The sequence below is a fragment of the Brevundimonas sp. genome (assembly GCF_036677305.1).
In the GTDB taxonomy this organism is placed as follows: Bacteria; Pseudomonadota; Alphaproteobacteria; order Caulobacterales; family Caulobacteraceae; genus Brevundimonas.
In genome coordinates, this window is record NZ_JAKFEB010000244.1 from 1 (window position 1) to 16,606 (window position 16,606).

15 protein-coding genes are annotated in these 16,606 nt (G+C 69.4%); 7 read left to right on the top strand and 8 right to left on the bottom strand.

Going from position 1 to position 16,606, the window contains the following annotated elements; genetic code table 11:
- On the bottom strand, positions 1-293 hold a 293-nt coding region (locus V6M42_RS14010; RefSeq protein ID WP_332679066.1), incomplete at its 3' end, for a sel1 repeat family protein.
- Positions 294-488: 195 nt separating this feature from the next.
- The gene (locus V6M42_RS14015) at positions 489-1,208 is read right to left on the bottom strand and encodes a glutathione S-transferase family protein (RefSeq protein WP_332679068.1); all 720 of its coding nucleotides are present in this window, start codon (positions 1,206-1,208) and stop codon (positions 489-491) included.
- A 160-nt stretch (positions 1,209-1,368) separates the two neighbouring features.
- Here V6M42_RS14015 and V6M42_RS14020 point away from each other — a divergent pair, with 160 nt between their 5' ends.
- The 4 genes from V6M42_RS14020 (at position 1,369) to V6M42_RS14035 (ending at position 7,001) form a co-directional block, all read left to right on the top strand.
- Positions 1,369-1,956, top strand: a complete 588-nt coding sequence (locus V6M42_RS14020; protein ID WP_332660694.1) for an RcnB family protein — start codon at positions 1,369-1,371, stop codon at positions 1,954-1,956.
- Positions 1,957-2,117: 161 nt separating this feature from the next.
- Positions 2,118-3,164 carry an RcnB family protein gene (locus V6M42_RS14025; protein ID WP_332679069.1) on the top strand — a complete coding sequence of 349 codons (1,047 nt, stop codon included), beginning with the start codon at positions 2,118-2,120 and terminating at the stop codon, positions 3,162-3,164.
- A 106-nt stretch (positions 3,165-3,270) separates the two neighbouring features.
- The gene (locus V6M42_RS14030; RefSeq protein ID WP_332679071.1) at positions 3,271-5,493 is read left to right on the top strand and encodes an RNA degradosome polyphosphate kinase; all 2,223 of its coding nucleotides are present in this window, start codon (positions 3,271-3,273) and stop codon (positions 5,491-5,493) included.
- Positions 5,493-7,001 (top strand): Ppx/GppA phosphatase family protein, encoded by a 1,509-nt coding sequence (locus V6M42_RS14035; protein WP_332679073.1) that lies wholly within the window; start codon positions 5,493-5,495, stop codon positions 6,999-7,001. Before V6M42_RS14030 ends, V6M42_RS14035 begins: the two co-directional genes overlap by 1 nt.
- Before the next feature lie 7 nt (positions 7,002-7,008).
- Here V6M42_RS14035 and V6M42_RS14040 read toward each other — a convergent pair whose 3' ends face one another.
- Both V6M42_RS14040 and V6M42_RS14045 read right to left on the bottom strand, forming a co-directional pair.
- Positions 7,009-7,563 (bottom strand): hypothetical protein, encoded by a 555-nt coding sequence (locus V6M42_RS14040; RefSeq protein WP_332679074.1) that lies wholly within the window; start codon positions 7,561-7,563, stop codon positions 7,009-7,011.
- A 49-nt stretch (positions 7,564-7,612) separates the two neighbouring features.
- On the bottom strand, positions 7,613-8,578 hold the full coding sequence (locus V6M42_RS14045; RefSeq protein WP_332679076.1) for a M28 family peptidase: 966 nt from the start codon (positions 8,576-8,578) through the stop codon (positions 7,613-7,615).
- Positions 8,579-8,753: 175 nt separating this feature from the next.
- Here V6M42_RS14045 and ligA point away from each other — a divergent pair, with 175 nt between their 5' ends.
- From ligA to V6M42_RS14060, 3 genes are all read left to right on the top strand, one after another.
- Positions 8,754-11,090, top strand: coding sequence for an NAD-dependent DNA ligase LigA (gene ligA, locus V6M42_RS14050; RefSeq protein ID WP_332679077.1), 2,337 nt, complete (start codon positions 8,754-8,756; stop codon positions 11,088-11,090).
- 63 nt (positions 11,091-11,153) lie between these two features.
- Positions 11,154-11,528, top strand: a complete 375-nt coding sequence (locus tag V6M42_RS14055) for an iron chaperone (protein WP_332679079.1) — start codon at positions 11,154-11,156, stop codon at positions 11,526-11,528.
- Positions 11,529-11,582: 54 nt separating this feature from the next.
- Entirely contained in the window at positions 11,583-12,821 is a 1,239-nt protein-coding gene (locus V6M42_RS14060) for a hypothetical protein (RefSeq protein WP_332660705.1), read from the top strand.
- Here V6M42_RS14060 and V6M42_RS14065 read toward each other — a convergent pair.
- The 4 genes from V6M42_RS14065 to V6M42_RS14080 form a co-directional block, all read right to left on the bottom strand.
- Entirely contained in the window at positions 12,818-13,807 is a 990-nt protein-coding gene (locus V6M42_RS14065; protein ID WP_332679081.1) for an aldo/keto reductase, read from the bottom strand. The genes V6M42_RS14060 and V6M42_RS14065 overlap by 4 nt on opposite strands.
- Positions 13,808-13,880: 73 nt before the next feature.
- Entirely contained in the window at positions 13,881-15,695 is a 1,815-nt protein-coding gene (locus tag V6M42_RS14070; RefSeq protein WP_332679083.1) for an aminopeptidase P family protein, read from the bottom strand.
- Between the two features lie 201 nt (positions 15,696-15,896).
- Positions 15,897-16,403: a hypothetical protein gene (locus V6M42_RS14075; RefSeq protein ID WP_332660710.1), complete on the bottom strand. Its 507-nt coding sequence runs from the start codon at positions 16,401-16,403 to the stop codon at positions 15,897-15,899.
- A 55-nt stretch (positions 16,404-16,458) separates the two neighbouring features.
- Positions 16,459-16,606 (bottom strand): 50S ribosomal protein L11 methyltransferase (locus tag V6M42_RS14080; RefSeq protein ID WP_332679086.1); only part of this gene is annotated, 148 nt, incomplete at its 5' end.

Here is a 16,606-nt window from a genome sequence, read left to right on the forward strand (position 1 = left end):
AGCGAGACCACGCCAGCGTCGATCCAGCGGCGGGCCGCCTTCTGGGCCTCGGCGATTTCGTCCTGCTCCATTTCCTGGCTCATCTCGCGGCGGTAGACGCGCGCTTCGATGCTGCCCTTCATGGCGGCGAGGTTGAAGATCATGTGGGCCGAGACGCGGTCCATCGGGCAACCGCCCTGGCCGCTCGAATACATCATGCCGAGCCGGAACAGATCATCGCCGCTCATGTCGGCGCTGGGCAGGGGAAGGCCCTGCTCCTGATCGACTTCCGGCGCCATTTCTTGCGCGTTCATCACCGTTATCTCCCGGGTTCGGAGCCGTTCTGGCCCTGCCCTCTGACAACGATCAAATACCCGTGGTTTGAAGTTAAAGTTAACAGCGAAACGGTCGCCGGATCGTTTCTGTAGAGCGGAAACGAATACTTTACCTGCGATTCAGATCTCTGAAATCTCTCGTAAATCTCCCGGTCACACCCTGCTAACGAATGCTCAACGCGCCCGCTGTCCGAACAGGACCTTGCGCGCCGCCTCGGCGGACTTGTCCGAGGACGCCAGATTTCCCCGCAGGGCCTCGCCCAGCGCCCGTCCGGCGATGACGCCGGGGCGTTCCCCGACCCGTTTCATCCAGGCCGAGAGGTGCGGAAACTCGTCCAGAGTCTGCCCCTGATGCTCGGGCAGGATCCACGGCCAGCTGGCCATGTCGGCGATGGAATATTCGCCGGCCAGAAAATCACGATGGGCCAGTCTGCGGTCCAGAACCCCGTAAAGCCGGTGCGTTTCGTCGGTGTAGCGGCGGACTCCATAGGCGATCTGGCGCTGGTCCTTGATGATCGCGGGGGCGTATTGCCGGAAATGATGCGTCTGGCCCGCCATCGGCCCCAGGCCGCCGACCTGCCAGAACAGCCATTGGTCGACCTCGGCCTTGCCGCGCAGGTCGTGCGGATAGAATTTCCCCGTCTTGGCGCCGAGATACTGCAGGATGGCCCCGGACTCGAAGATCGACAGGGGCATGCCGTCCGGGCCGTCAGGATCGACGATGGCCGGCATCCGGCCGTTCGGGCTGATGGCCTGGAAAGACGGGGCGAACTGCTCTCCCGCGCCGATGTTCACCGGCTTCATCTCATAGGGCAGGCCCATCTCCTCCAGGGCGATGGAGACCTTCCAGCCGTTGGGCGTGGGCCAGTACCAGAGTTCGATCGGACGGGTCATGCGGGCTCCTGGAACAGCAGGCCCTCAGGTGGGCGCTGCGCCGCCCGCGCACAACAGCGAACCTGACAACCGCGTTCAGGGTCGGTTCATCGGCCGCGGCCGAGCTTGAGGAAATGATTAACGGCGGTAAACCATTTCCGCCCACGCTGGAGAGACGATCATGAACCGCTTCACGAAGGCCGCCGTGCTGGGGTTGGTGCTGGCCACCGCCGCCCCGCTGGCCGCTGAAGCCCAGAGCCGGAACGACCGCCGCGAATATCGCCAGGACCGCCGCGACGACCGGCAGGACCATCGGCGCGAACGCCGGGACGATCGTCGCGACTACCGCAACGGCCAGTACGACAACCGCCGCGAATATCGCCAGGATCGCCGGGACGACCGCCGCGACTATCGCGCCGAACGCCGCGACGACCGGAATGACTACCGCCGCGACCAGCGCTGGGATCGGAACAACAACAACTGGTGGCGCGGCCGGGACGACTTCCGCGACTACCGCGGAGCCCGCAACGGCTACTGGTACGCGCCGAGCTACGGCTACTACCGGGTCGAGCCGCGCTACTACAATCAGCGCTGGTCGCGCGGCGGCTATCTGCCGCCGGCCTACCGCAGCTACTACGTCCGCGACCCGTATGTGTACGGCCTGGGTCCGGCGCCGCGCGGCTATCGCTACGTCCACGCCGGCAATGACATCGTCATGATCGCCATCGCCACGGGTCTGATCGCCAGCGTTCTGTACGGCGCCTTCTAGGAACCGTTGATCGTTCGAAAGCGCCCCGCCGATTTCGATCGGCGGGGCGTATTATGTCCGCGAATTAATCCAGCGAGCTTGGCCGTTCAGTCACGGTTCATCGGCCGGGCGCGACCTTTGCATCAAGCCGTCTGACAGGGACGTGCGGGGAAGATACGAGAATGAAACGCTCACTCATGATGGCAGCGGCCGTGGCGGCCTTCGCCGTGCCCGCAGCCGCGCCGCTGACCGCCCTGGCCCAGGACGGCGAACCGTCCGGCGGCCGCCGGGGCGCCGCGCGCCAGAACGGCGGCGAGGAACGCGGCGACCGCGCCGCCCAGGCCGAAGCTCCGCGCCAGGAACGACAGGAGCGGCAGGAACGCCGCGAGGAACGCCCGCAGCCGACCGAGAACCGCGAGCAGCGCCGCGAGGAGCGGCGCGAAAACCGGCAGGACGCCGGCGGCTCCCAGACGGCGAGCGATCCGGCCCAGCCCGTGTTCCGCAACCGGCAGGACGTCCGGGACGCCCTGGCCGCCGACGAGCGGCGGATCCGGAACGAGCAGCGTCAGGAACGGCGGGAAAACCGGTCCGACGGGACCAGCCGCCCGGAACAGCCGCGCGACCCGAACCAGCCCGTGTTCCGCAACCAGCAGGACATCCTGGACGCCCGGGCGCGGGAGGCTCGCCAGAATCGTCGCAACGGCCAGGGCGGCCAGGGCGACCGGGACGGGCGGCGCGACGGTCAATGGGACGGTCGCAATGGCCAGGGCGACCGGGACGGGCGTCGGGATGGTCAACGGGACGGCCGCGACGGCCGTCAGGACCGTGGCGACCACAACGGCGACCGCCGCGACCGGCACGAGTACCGGGAGTTCCGCCAGCGCTTCAACAGCGACTCCTGGCGCCGCAACTGGAACCGCAGCCACCGGTCCGACTGGTGGCGCCACGACCGGCGTTTCCGGGGTTACAGCGGCCTGCGCGTCGGCTTCTATTTCGCGCCGAACTACGGCTACTACCAGGTGCCGCGCAACTACTGGGGCCAGCGCTATTACGAGGGCCAGTTCCTGCCCTCGATCTTCTGGCGCTACCAGATCAACGACTGGCGCACCTACGGCCTGGGCTATCCGCCCGAGGGCACGCGCTGGGTGCTGGTGGACAACCACATCTATCTGATCGACGCCTACGACGGCTACATCATCGACGTGATCTACGACGCCTGGAGCTGGTAGTTCGTCAGCCCACGGAAGAAGCGCCGCCCGATCTCCCGATCGGGCGGCGTTTTCGTGTTCGGATGGAAGGTTGCGGCGGCGCGCCCGACGCGCCAGAACCGGGCGCATGACCGACGCGGCGATCAGCGACAAGACACGCGGCGAGGAAGTCCCCTCTTCCCGCGCTCCGCAGCTGCGCCTGTCGGAAGGGCTGATGACGTCGCCCGGGCGCTTCTTCAACCGCGAGATCTCGTGGCTGGCCTTCAACGGCCGGGTGCTGGAAGAGGCCGCCAATCCGGCCCACCCCCTGCTGGAGCGGCTGCGCTTCCTGTCGATCTCGGCCAATAACCTGGACGAGTTCTTCATGACCCGCGTGGCCGGTCTCAAGGGCCAGGTCCGCGAGCGGGTGCGGGTCCTGTCGGCGGACGGCCTGACGCCCGCTGAACAGCTGGACAAGGTCAATGTCGCCGCCGGCGCCCTGATGGCCGAGCAGCAGCGGCGCTGGCGCAAGCTGCGCAAGGAACTGACCGCCGCCGGCATCGAGGTCGTCGACGCCGACAGGATCACCAAGACCGAGCGCGAGCGGCTGGAACCCGAATTCCTCAACCAGCTGTTCGCCGTGCTGACGCCGATGGCGATCGACCCGGCGCACCCCTTCCCCTTCCTGCCCAACCTCGGCTTCTCGCTGGCGCTCAAGCTCAAGCGGCGCTCGGACAACCGCACCCTCTATGCGCTGGTGCCCGTGCCGACGCAGGTGAAGCGGTTCTGGCCGCTGGCCACCGACGGCCGCTCCACCCCCGGCCGGAAGCGCTACGTCAGCCTCGAAAGCCTGCTGACCCTGTTCATCGACCATCTGTTCCCCGGCTGCGACGTTCTGGAGCGCGGCGTCTTCCGCCTGATCCGCGACAGCGACATCGAGATCGAGGAAGAGGCCGAGGATCTGGTCATGGAGTTCGAGGAGGCGCTGAAGCAGCGTCGCCTGGGCTCGGTCGTGCGCATCAAGATCGAGGCGTCCATGCCGGACGACCTGCGCCACTTCATCACCAACGAACTGGACGCCGCGCCGCAGGACACCGTCCTGGTCGCCGGCATGCTGGGTCTGGCCCAGGTCGCCGACCTGATCCCGTCCGGCCACCCGGATCTGAAGTTCAAGGGATACGAGCCGCGCTACCCCGAGCGGGTGCGCGACAACGGCGGCGACATCTTCGCGGCGGTCCGCGAGAAGGACATGCTGATCCACCACCCGTTCGAGAGCTTCGACGTGGTGGTCCAGTTCCTGCGTCAGGCCGCGCGCGACCCCAATGTCATCGCCATCAAACAGACGCTGTACCGCACCTCCAAGGACAGCCCCATCGTCGCCGCCCTGATCGAGGCGGCCGAGAACGGCAAGAACGTCACCGCCCTGGTCGAGATCAAGGCGCGCTTCGACGAGGAGGCCAACCTGCGCTGGGCCCGGGCGATGGAGCGCGCGGGCGTCCACGTCGTCTTCGGCTTCGTCGAATGGAAGACCCACGCCAAGCTCAGCGTCGTCGTGCGCCGCGAGGGCGAGGCCCTGCGCACCTACTGCCATTTCGGCACCGGCAACTACCACCCGGTCACGGCGCGGGTTTACACCGACCTGAGCCTGTTCAGCTGCGACCCCGTCCTGGCCCGCGACGCCTCGCGGGTGTTCAACTACATCACCGGCTACGCCCAGCCGGACGAACTGGAGGCGCTGGTCGTCTCGCCGCTGAACATGAAGACCACGCTGATCGACCTGATCGGCAAGGAGATGACGGCGGCGGCGCAGGGCAAACCCGCCGCCATCTGGGCCAAGATGAACTCCCTGGTCGATCCCGAGGTCATCGACGCCCTGTACCGCGCCAGCCAGTGGGGCGTGCGCATCGAGCTGATCGTGCGCGGCATCTGCTGCCTGCGCCCCGGCGTCGAGGGCCTGTCCGAGAACATCCGGGTCAAGTCGATCGTCGGCCGCTTCCTCGAGCACGCCCGCATCGTCGCCTTCGCCAACGGCCGCGATCTGCCCCACAACAAGGCCAGGGTGTTCATCTCCTCGGCCGACTGGATGAACCGGAACCTGGACCGCCGGGTCGAGCTTATGACCCCCGTGCTGAACGCGACCGTCCACGACCAGGTGCTGGACCAGATCATGGTCGCCAATCTGAAGGACGACGCCCAGAGCTGGGTCCTGTCCTCCGACGGCGCCTATCAGCGCGTCCAGCCCGCCGATCCGGAGCGGCCGTTCTCGGCGCACAAATACTTCATGACCAACCCCAGCCTGTCGGGCCGCGGCCGCAAGGTGAAGACCCTGCCCGGCCAGCTTTCCTACGAGCCCTCGCGGAAGAAACGCTGATGCCCGAGGCCCTGCTGTCGGCCATCGGCGCGCCGCGCGACGTCGCGGCCATCGACATCGGCTCCAACTCCGTCCGTCTGGTCCTGTACCGGCTGGAAGGCCGCGCCATCTGGACGGTGTTCAACGAAAAGGTCCTGGCCGGTCTGGGCCGCGATCTGGCGGCGACGGGCCGGCTGTCGGTCGAGGGTTCGGCCCAGGCGCTGACCGCCCTGAAACGGTTCGCCGCGGTCGTCGAGGGCGTGCGCCCGGCCATGGTCTTCGTCGCGGCCACCGCGGCGGTGCGGGAGGCGGCGGACGGCCTGGAGTTCTGCGAGAAGGTCGCGGCCGAGACCGGCCTGCAGATCCGCGTCCTCTCCGGCGAGGAGGAGGCCCGCTATGCCGCCCTCGGCGTCCTGGCGGGAATCCCGGACGCCGACGGGGTGGCCGGCGACCTCGGCGGCTCCAGTCTGGAACTGGTCCGGCTTGCGGACGGCAAGGTCGAGCGCGGCGTGACCCTGCCGCTGGGCCCGTTCTCCTTCGCCGACGAAGGGCCGTTCGACGCCGACCGGCTGCGCAAGGCGATCGCGACGCGGCTGGAAACCGCCGCCGGCTTCAAGGCCGACACCCTCTACGCCGTCGGCGGAGCCTGGCGGACCCTGGCGCAGGTTCACATGGAGATGAACGGCTATCCGCTGCGCATCGTGCACCAGTACGCCATGCCCGCCGACGAGATGCTGGCGACCGCGGCGCTGATCGCCCGGGCGTCGAAGGCCGCGCTGGAGAAATGGCCGGGCGTGTCGAAGAAGCGCTCCGAAACCCTGCCCCACGCCGCCCTGGTGCTGGAAGGACTGGTCCAGCGGCTGGGCCTGAAACGCGTCGTCGTCTCGGCCTGGGGCGTCCGCGAAGGCCTGCTGTACGAGGCGCTGGAGCCCGAGATCGCCGCGGCCGATCCCCTGCTGGCCGGGTCGTCCGCCCTCGGCGCGCGCCAGGGCATTTCACCGACCCTGCCCGGCGCCCTGAAAGGCTGGATCGCCCCCCTGCTGGCGGCCATGCCCGTGACCTTCGACAAGGCGCGTGACGACGTGCTGGCCGACGCCGCCTGCCGGCTGGCGGACCTCGGCGCCCGGCTGCATCCCGACCACCGCGTCGAACTGGCCTTCGACCAGGTCCTGCGCGCGCCGGTGCCCGGCCAGACCCATGCGGAGCGGGCCTATCTGGCGGCGGCGGTCAACGCCCGCTACGGCGGCCCCGCGGCGACCCCCGAGCCGCAGACGGTGGCGCGGCTGCTGACCGAGGAACAACGGCTCGCCGCGCGCGCGCTCGGGCTGGCCATCCGGCTGGCCTGCGATCTGTCCGGGCGCGCGCCGCAGCTGCTGGCCAACGCCCGCGCCGATGTGAAGAACGGCTCGCTCGTGCTGACGGCGTCCGACGGCTACGCCGACGTCCTGCTGGGCGAGCAGACGCGCCGGCGCGGCAAGGCAGTGGCCGAGGCCATGGGTCTGAAGCTGGACATCCGCAACGGCGGCTGAGCGGCCGTCAGTCGCCCAGCCACCAGCGTAGTTTCACGTCGCGCACCGTCTGCCCGGCGGCGGTCAGGGTTCCGGTCACGACCACGCCGTCGTCCCCGAGGTTGCGGCGCGAGGTCGCCAGCGCGCCCTGGTCGATCCGGCCCTCGAAGCGCACCGGGCCCATCTCAGGCGAGGTTCCCTCGAATTCGATCCGGTCGTCGGACACGGCGTAGCGGGTCGGCAGGACAAGCGCCTTGATGCTGCGGGTCGGGCCCACCTCGACTTCCACCATGGGGCTGGTCGCGTCGCTGAATTCGACCATGACCGGGGCGAGGGTGGCCGCCGTGTTCGCGCCGGTCCATTCTCCGAACTCGGTGTCCTGTCCGATGAAGAGGTAATCGAGCACCCATTTGCCGATGCGGATCTCGCTGGACGAGACGTAGTAGCCCGACACATCCGAGGCGGCGGCGTAGGTATAGGCCGAGGCAGACGGGGCCGCCGGCGCATCCGCCGGTTCGGCGGGCCGCTCGCAGGCCGCAGCGGCCAGCACGGCGAAGACGGCGGCGAGAGTTCTGATGCGCATGGGTTCCTCCGGACACAACCGGAGCACGCGCCCGACCGGCTGTCGAGCTTTAGCGATCCAGCGCCGCGTCCAGGGCCCGGAACGAGGTGATCGACAGCTCGGTCGCGCTGATGAAGACCGAGGGCGTGATCCGCTCGAAATCGTCCGACGGGCGGTGATAGTCGGGGTGATAGTTCACGCCCAGATACAGGAACGGGATCTGCGCCTTGTAGAAGGCGGCGTGGTCCGAGGACTCGACCCAGTTGTCCTCGCCCGTGTCCTGGGGCGTGTCCTTGCCGAAGGCCAGGGCGACGGCGCCGTTGGCCTGTATGCCTTCCAGAACCGTGCGGAAATAGGGGTTCTGGTAGGTGCCCGTGACCCACAGCTTGCCGTCGGTCTCGGCGCGGGCGGTCATGTCGAAATTCAGGTTCATGGCGATGGATTCGAGCGGCACCGGCGGGGCCTCGACGAAATGTTTCGCGCCCAGCAGCCCGCGCTCCTCGCCGTCCAGGGCGACGATCAGCACGCTGTGTTCCGGCGCCTGACGCTTCAGTTCGGCGGCCAGGGCCAGCATGGTGGCGACGCCGGAGGCGTTGTCGTCGGCGCCGTTGAACACCTGTCCCTCGGCGTTGACGCCGACGTGGTCGTAGTGGGCGGTGACGACGATGTAGCGGTCGGCCACGCGCGTGCCGGGGATCAGGCCGATGACGTTGACGCCGTTGAAGGTCTTCGGGCCCGCGCGGGTGCGGCCCTGCATCTCCCACGGCTGCAGCCGGCCCATGGGCGGGGCGACGACGCCGAGGCCGTCCAGCCGTCCGACGATGTAGTTGCGCGCCCTCTCGCCGCCCGGCGCGCCCGTGTCGCGGCCCTGCATGTCGTCGGCGGCGAGGATCCGGACGTCCTCCAGCAGCCGGGCGTGCATGGCCGAAGGGGCCGGGGGCGCGACGGCGACAGGGGCGGCCGGCGTGACCGCGCAGGCCGAGAGGAACAGCGCCGCCACGAGGGGCGACAGGGCGGCGAGGCGGACGTGCGGCATGGGGAGCTCCGGGATTCGGCGCAACGCTAACGGGGCGCGGCGGCGCTGTCAGATTAACTCGCCGTCATTCCGGGCGTTCGGCGGCAATAAACCGGCGCTTCCCGAAAGCCGCCCCTCGAAAGCGGCATGGGGCCGATGCTAGAACGGCGGCTGGATTCCTTCCGGCGAGCCGCGCATGTCCGAGACCCCCGTCGATCAGCTGACCGAGTCCGCCGCGCGCGAGGAACTCGACCGGCTGGCCGCCGAGCTGGCCCGGCACGACGCCCTGTATCACCGTCAGGACGCGCCCGAGATTTCCGACGCCGACTATGACGCCCTGAAGCGCCGGGCGCTGGAGATCGAGGAGCGGTTCCCCGACCTGACCACCCCCGCCTCCCCGTCGCAGGTCGTCGGCGCCGCCGGCTCCAGCCAGTTCGCCCCGGTGCGGCATGGCGTGCCCATGCTGTCGCTGGACAACGCCTTCGACGCCGCCGAGGTCGCCGACTTCGTGGCCCGCATCCGCCGGTTCCTGAAGCTGTCGGCCGACGAACACATCGCCTTCGTGGCCGAGCCCAAGATCGACGGCCTGTCGGCCAATCTCCGCTACGAGAAGGGCGTGCTGATCACCGGTGCGACCCGCGGCGACGGGCGCACCGGCGAGGACGTCACCGCCAATCTGCGCACCATCGCCGACATCCCGCAGACCCTGTCCGGCAAGGGCTGGCCCGACGTCATCGAGGTGCGGGGCGAGGTCTACGCCTCCAACGACGGTTTCGACGCCTTCAACGCCGCCGCCGAGGCCGAGGGCTCGCGCACCTACGCCAACCCGCGCAATTTCGCCGCCGGCTCGCTGCGCCAGAAGGATCCCGCGATCACGGCGAAACGGCCGCTGCGCTTCTTCGCCTATGCCTGGGGCGAGGTTTCGGCGCCCTTCGCGGAGACGCAGGCGGGCGCGCTCGAGGCCCTGACGGCCTGGGGTTTCCAGGTCAATGCGCGGTCCCGGCGCGTCGAGGATGCGGACGGCCTGCTGGCGCTCTACGAGGGTCTGCAGCGCGACCGCGCCGGGCTCGGCTATGACATCGACGGCGTGGTCTACAAGGTCGACCGGCTGGACTGGCAGTCCCGCCTCGGCTTCGTCGCCCGCACCCCGCGCTGGGCCATCGCCCACAAATTCCCCGCCCAGCAGGCGACCACCGTGCTGGAAGGCATCGACATCCAGGTCGGGCGCACCGGCTCGCACACGCCCGTCGCCCGGCTGCATCCGGTCACCGTCGGCGGCGTGGTCGTGCGCAACGCCACCCTGCACAACGCCGACGAGATCGCCCGGCTGGACGTCCGCCTCGGCGACACCGTGACCCTGCAGCGCGCGGGCGACGTCATCCCCCAGATTCTCGGCGTCGTGGACCCGGACCGTCCCGGCCGCGGCGAGCCGTGGGCGTTCCCGCACATCTGCATCTGCCCGCTGAAGACGGCGCTGGTGAAGGAGACCAACGCCTCGGGCGTCGAGAGCGTGGTGCGCCGCTGCACCGGCGAACTGGCCTGCCCCTTCCAGCGCATCGAACACCTCAAGCATTTTGTCAGCCGACGCGCCTTCGACATTGAAGGTCTTGGTGAAAAACAGCTGATCGCCTTCCATGAGCGCGGCTGGATCAACCAGCCTGCCGACATCTTCCGCCTCGCCCGCGACGCGGAGAAGCTGGACGCCCTGCGCGCCGAGGACGGCTATGGCGAGACCAGCGTGCGCAATCTGGTCGCCGGCATCGACGCCCGCCGCACCATCTCGCTGGACCGGTTCATCTACGGCCTCGGCGTGCGCGACATCGGAGAGCAGACCTCCATCGTCCTGGCCCGCGCCTTCGAGACCTGGCCCGCCTTCGAGGCCGCCTGCCTCGCGGCCGCGCAGGGCATTCCGAGCGAGGACTGGGTCCGGCTGAACGAGGCCCACGCCGTCTCGCCGCGCGTGGTCGCGACCCTCGCCGAGGCCGCGCCGCCCGCCGCCGATCCCTGGCCCGAAGCCCCGATCGACCAGAAGATCGCCCTCGCCTTCCCCGGCCTCGCCGCCCCCGCGCGACGCGGTCTGGCGTCCCTCGCCGACGACTGGGCCGGTCTGGTCCGGCTGGCCGAGGTGGCTCGCAACGAAGGCCCGTCGGAAGGCCTCGGCCAGATCGCAGGCGTCTCCGGCGTCGGCCCGGTGGCCGCCCGGGCCCTGGCCCTGTTCTTCCGCGAGAACCACAACCGCGCCATGGTCGACGCCCTCGTCGCTGAACTGGACCGCATCGAGGACGCCGAGAAGCCCAGGTCTGACACCGCCGTCGCCGGAAAGACCGTCGTCTTCACCGGCGCCCTCGAACGCTTCACCCGTGACGAGGCCAAGGCGCGCGCCGAAAGCCTCGGGGCCAAGGTGTCCGGCTCAGTGTCGAAGAAGACCGACTATCTGGTGGCCGGCCCCGGCGCGGGCTCCAAGATGGCCGACGCCCTCAAGCACGGCGTGAAGGTGCTGACCGAGGACGAATGGCTGGCCCTGATCGCCTGACTTGATCGCGACGCCGGGCCGGTCTATTTAACACATCGGTTAAATGAAGATCGCGAGGCCGCCATGGCGAAGACCGATTTCCACACCGTCGATGACTATTTCGCCACCCGCTCCGAAGACGAACGCGCCGTCCTGCTGGAGATGCAGCGGGCCATCCTCTCGGCCGTGCCCGAGGCGGAACCGGTGATCAGCTATCAGCTGCCCGCCTACAGGGCTGACGGCTGGATCTTCTACATCGCGGCCTTCGCCAACCACTTCACCCTGTCCTGTCCGCCGCCCTTCTTCGAGGGTTTCAGCGAAGAGCTCTCCGCCTATGCGGTCTCGAAATCCGCGGTCCGGTTTCCCAAGGACCGGCCGGTCCCCTACGCCCTGATCTCGGAGATGGCGAAGGTCCGGGCGCGTCAGAACCGCGAACGGGCGGCGAAGAAGACGGGCTGAAACGATCGTTTCCCGCTTCATCAATAAATAATCCCGCCGGGTTTCAATGGCTTCATGCCCAGTACCCTTGTCGCTGACGGGGTGGACGCACGGCCCAGCGTCGAGCGCTTTTCCACCCACGAGCTGGGACCCGTCCTAGAGCGGTTCCGGGCTTCCGGCATGCTCGCGGAAGGCCGGATCAACCTGATCGGTCTGGACGCCATCGCCGAACGGCTCGGCGACAAGTGGAACGCCCGCCAGGAACAGATCTACGACCACGTCGACCGCACCCTGACCCGCCATCTTGAAGGCGGCGGCTTCTTCCAGCGCGTGTCGCCGACCGACTATCTGGTCGTCCAGCCGGCGCTGGGAAAATTCAGCGGCCAGGTCTCCTGCCTGAGATATCTGCGTGAGCTGCTGAATCATTTCCTCGGCGGGGCCGCGCCCGAGGCCATCGACGTGCTGGAAGTCACCAGCCTGAGCGGCGGACGCATCTTCGCCGCCGAAATCGACCGCGCCCATGCCGTCAGGGCCGCGAAGACCGAGCCCCCCGTCGTCCCGGCGGAACCGGAAGACGTGCTTCCGCCGCCCGACAACCCCTTCATTTCCGGGGACGGCCGCTCCCTGAAGGTGTCCTGCCATCTGGAGCCGGTGTTCGAGCTCAAGGGCTTTTCCCAGATCGGTTTCCGCATCGTGCGGCGGGTCCTGCGGATGCCCGGCGAGGTCGAGCTCAACACCCAGGAACTGCAGAACCTGACCACCGCCGACATCGAGAAAATCGATCTGGCGACCATCGCCCGGGGCGTCAGCCGCCTGCGTTCGGAACAGGGCAACGCCCGGCAGCCCAGCCTCTTCCTGCCGGTGTCCTGGTCGACCCTGTCCAGCCAGCGCGGGCGGGGCTCCCTGATCGCGCGGTTCAAGGAGGCGACCCAGGGCGTCGACAAGGGGCTGGTCTGCGAGATCAGCGGGGTCGAGGGCGTGCCCGGCAGCGTCCTGGCCGCCGTCACCGGCCTGATCAAGCCCTTCTGCCTGATCGTCGTCGGCAAGCTGCGCGAGGCGCCCGCCCGCGCCTCCGACGACCTGCGCGGCGTCAGGCTGCAGGGCGTCTCCTTCGAGAGCGGGCCGCATCCGCTGGACGCCGCCGACTTCTCGGTCTGGGCGGAGCGGACCGTGGGCAACGCCAGACGGGTGACCCGTTCGGTGATCATCCACGGCCTGGCCGGCCCCGAATACCTCAGCCTCGCCGGCATGGCCGGCGCCTCCCACGCCAGCCTCGGCGCCCGACGGGCCCCGCCCCCGCCGCCTCCGGCCTAGCGGTTCAGCGCCGCCCGCGCCGCCTCGGCGTAGCGATGGCCCGAGGCCGCCCCCTTCGGGAAGACCGCCTCGATCCGCGCCAGATCGTCGGGCGTCAGCACGACATCGACCGCCGCCGCATTCTCCTCCAGCGTCCGGATGCGCCGGGTGCCGGGGATCGGAACCAGGTGTTCGCCCTGCGCCAGCACCCAGGCCAGCGCCAGCTGCGCCGCCGTCACGCCCTTGTCCTTCGCGATCTCGCTGACGGCGTCCACCAGCTCGATGTTCTTCCGGAAATTCTCGCCCTGGAAGCGCGGGTTCGAGCGCCGGAAATCGTCCTCGGCCAGGTCGTCGACCGACTTGATCTCGCCCGACAGGAAGCCCCGCCCCAGCGGGCTGTAGGGCACGAAGCCGATGCCCAGTTCCTCGCAGGTCGCCAGAAGTTCGTCCTCGGGCTCGCGGCTCCACAGCGAATATTCGGTCTGCAGGGCGGTGATCGGATGCTCCGCGTGACCCCGGCGCAGGGTCTCGGGCCTGGCCTCCGACAGGCCGAGGAAGCGGACCTTGCCCTCTTCCACAAGCCGGCCCATCGCCCCGACCGTCTCCTCGATCGGCGTGTCCGGATCGACGCGGTGCAGATAGTAGAGATCGACATGATCCATCCCCAGCCGGGTCAGGCTGCCCTCGATGGCGCGGCGCACATTGGCCGGCGATCCGTCGACGGTCAGGGCGGTGCGTTCGGCGTTGTAGCCGATGCCGAATTTGGTGGCGACGAAGGCCTCGTTGCGCCGGCCGGCCAGCGCCTTGCCGACCTGGACCTCGTTGGCGTGCGGCCCGTACATCTCGGCCGTGTCGAGGAAGGTGACGCCCAGATCCAGCGCGCGGTGGATCACCGCCGTCGCCTGTCCCTCGTCCGACGCCTGGCCATAGAAGGCGGCCATGCCCATGCAGCCCAGGCCGATGGCGGAAACCTCAGGGCCCGAACGGCCCAGCGTGCGCGTCTTCATCCAGCGCTCTCCTTGAAATGTGGGGGGCCGGCGACGCATCCGCCGACCCTTCGGAGATGGGCGCCGTTCGGCCTTATTTCAAGGGGGCGGCCTGCGCCTTCAGCCAGTCCAGCACGGCCCCGTCGAGCAACGGCCCGACCTTGGCCAGCACCTCGGCGTGATAGGCGTCGACATAGGCGCGCTCGTCGGCGGTCAGCAGGTCGACGTCGATCAGCTTGCGGTCCAGCGGCGCCAGGGTCAGCTGTTCGAAGCCGTGCATCGGCCGCTCGCCGCCCGGGATCGGCTCGGGCGCGGTGACGACCTGCAGCGTCTCGATGCGGATGCCCCAGTGGCCCTCGCGGTAATAGCCGGGCTCGTTGGACAGGATCATGCCGGTCAGCAGCGGCTGGCTGTTGACCGCCTTGGCGATCCGCTGCGGACCCTCATGCACGCCCAGATAGGAGCCGACGCCGTGGCCGGTGCCGTGGTCGTAGTCGAACCCCTGCATCCACATCGGCAGACGCGCCATCGCGTCCAGCTGGTGCCCCGTCGTCCCGGCCGGGAAGCGCACCACGGCCATGGCGATATGGCCCTTGAGCACCAGGGTGAACATGCGGCGCTGGTCGGCGGTCGGCTCGCCCACGGCCATCGTCCGGGTCACGTCCGTCGTGCCATCCAGATACTGGCCGCCGCCGTCGACCAGCAGCAGCGAACCCTTCTCCATCCGGCGAATGGTGCGGGCCACCGGCTTGTAGTGCGGCAGGGCGCCGTTCGGACCGGCCCCGGCGATGGTGTCGAACGACAGGTCCTTCAGCGCCCCGGTCGCCTCGCGGAAGCCTTCCAGCGCCTCGGCCACCTGACGTTCGTCCGGCAGGGTCTCCTGCCCCACGGTGTCGACCCAGTGCAGGAAGCGGGTCAGGGCCGCGCCGTCGCGGATATGGGCCTGGCGCGACCCCTCGATCTCGACCGGATTCTTGGTCGCGCGCGGCAGGGTGCAGGGGTCCATGCCGCGCACCACCGCGGCGCCCGCGGCCGTCAGCCGGTCGAAATACCAGGCCGACGACTGGCCCGGATCGACCAGCACCTTGCGCCCCGACAGGGCGTCCAGCGCCCCCTCCAGCGCCTCGGGCGCCTCCAGCGTCACCGCGTCGCCCAGCCAGCCGGGCAGTTCGTTGGTCACCTTGCGCGGATCGAGGAACAGCTTCGCCGTGCCGTCGGCCTTCACCACCGCCTGCCCCAGCGGCAGGGGCGTGCGGATCACGTCGCCGCCGCGGATGTTGAACAGCCATGCCAGCGACGCGGGCGCCGTCAGCACCGCCGCATCGGCGCCGGCCTTCGCCACCGCCTCGCCGATGCGCGCGCGTTTGGAGGCGCTGGTCTCCCCGGAATAGCGGTCCTCGTGCGGCACGACCGGAGCCATCGGCTGGCCGGGCCGCTCTTCCGCCCAGGCGAGGTCCAGCGGATTGGGCTGGACGGGTTTGAGTTCGGCGCCGGCCTTCGCCGCCGCCCGTTTCAGCGTCGCCAGGGCGTCGGGGCTGTGCAGGCGCGGATCATAGCCGATCACCGCCCCCTTCGGCGCGCGCTCCAGATAGCTGGCCACGCCGCCGTTCTCGAGCTCGAGGATTTCGAACTGCCCCGCATCGACCTGGGCCCGGACCTGCACGGTGTAGCGGCCGTCGGCGAAGACGGCGGCGCGGTCCTTCATGACCACGCCCGCCCCGGCCGAGCCGGTGAAGCCGCTGACCCAGGCCAGCCGGTCGTTGGCGGCGGGCAGATATTCGTTCTGGTGCTCGTCCTCGTGCGGGACCAGCAGGCCGTCGAGGCCCTGCTCGGCCATTTTCGCGCGGACGCGGGGAAGGTGTTTCGCCCCGAAGGACGGATCGGTGGTTTCGTCGAAGGACTGGCGCATGGTGAGCGCATAGCATCAGGCGCGCCATGATGGGGAGAGGCGAGTTTCCTTCTCCCCCTGGGGGAGAAGGTGTCCCGAAGGGACGGATGAGGGGGCAGTCAGCGGCGGCTCGCCGACAGCCAGGTCGCATCTGACATCCCCCTCATCCGTCGCGCTGCGCGCGCCACCTTCTCCCCCGGAGGGGAGAAGGAATTTCCGGGGCTAGTTCTGCGGCGCGGTCGGAGTGACCACCACAGCGCCGCCGTTCGGCGCCGGAGCGGGGACCTGCACCTCGCGCTCGATGATCACCGGCGAGGAGGAACGGGCTTCGGCGGCGCGGGCCTCGCTGGCGGCCCGGATGGCCTCGGCCTGCGAGCGGGCGGCGTCGGCGCGGGCGATGTCGACGCTGGCCTGGGCGCCGGCGACCTGACCCTGGATCAGGGCCGAGTCGGCCGCGGCCTGGGCGGCGGCTGCGTCAGCCTGGGCCTGCAGCAGCGCCTCGTCGGTCTGCGGCGCGGCGCCGCGCGAGAACAGGATCCACAGCACGGCGATGATCACCAGTCCGCCGAGGATGCCGGCGATCCACCAGCCGGTGTTGTTGGCCTCGCGCACGACCGTGGTCTCGACGGTTTCGGTATGCAGCGGCGCGGCGTTGGTCGTCACGGTCTCGGTGTATACCGTCTCGACGGGCGGTACGCGGTTCGGATCATTCGGGTCGTAGTGGGTCACAAGGCAGTCCTCCAATGAACTGCCGCAACGGTTGCGCCCCGCGCCTGTTCCGCCGTTAACCCACCCGTCTCAGAACCAGGGCGCTCCAGGCGTCGCGATGGATGCGCCGTTCGAGGATGAAACCGCGCGACAGATAGGCCGCCGACACGCGCCGCTCCTGCGTCCGCAGCAGGCCCGACAGGATGGCCACGCCGCCCAGGCTC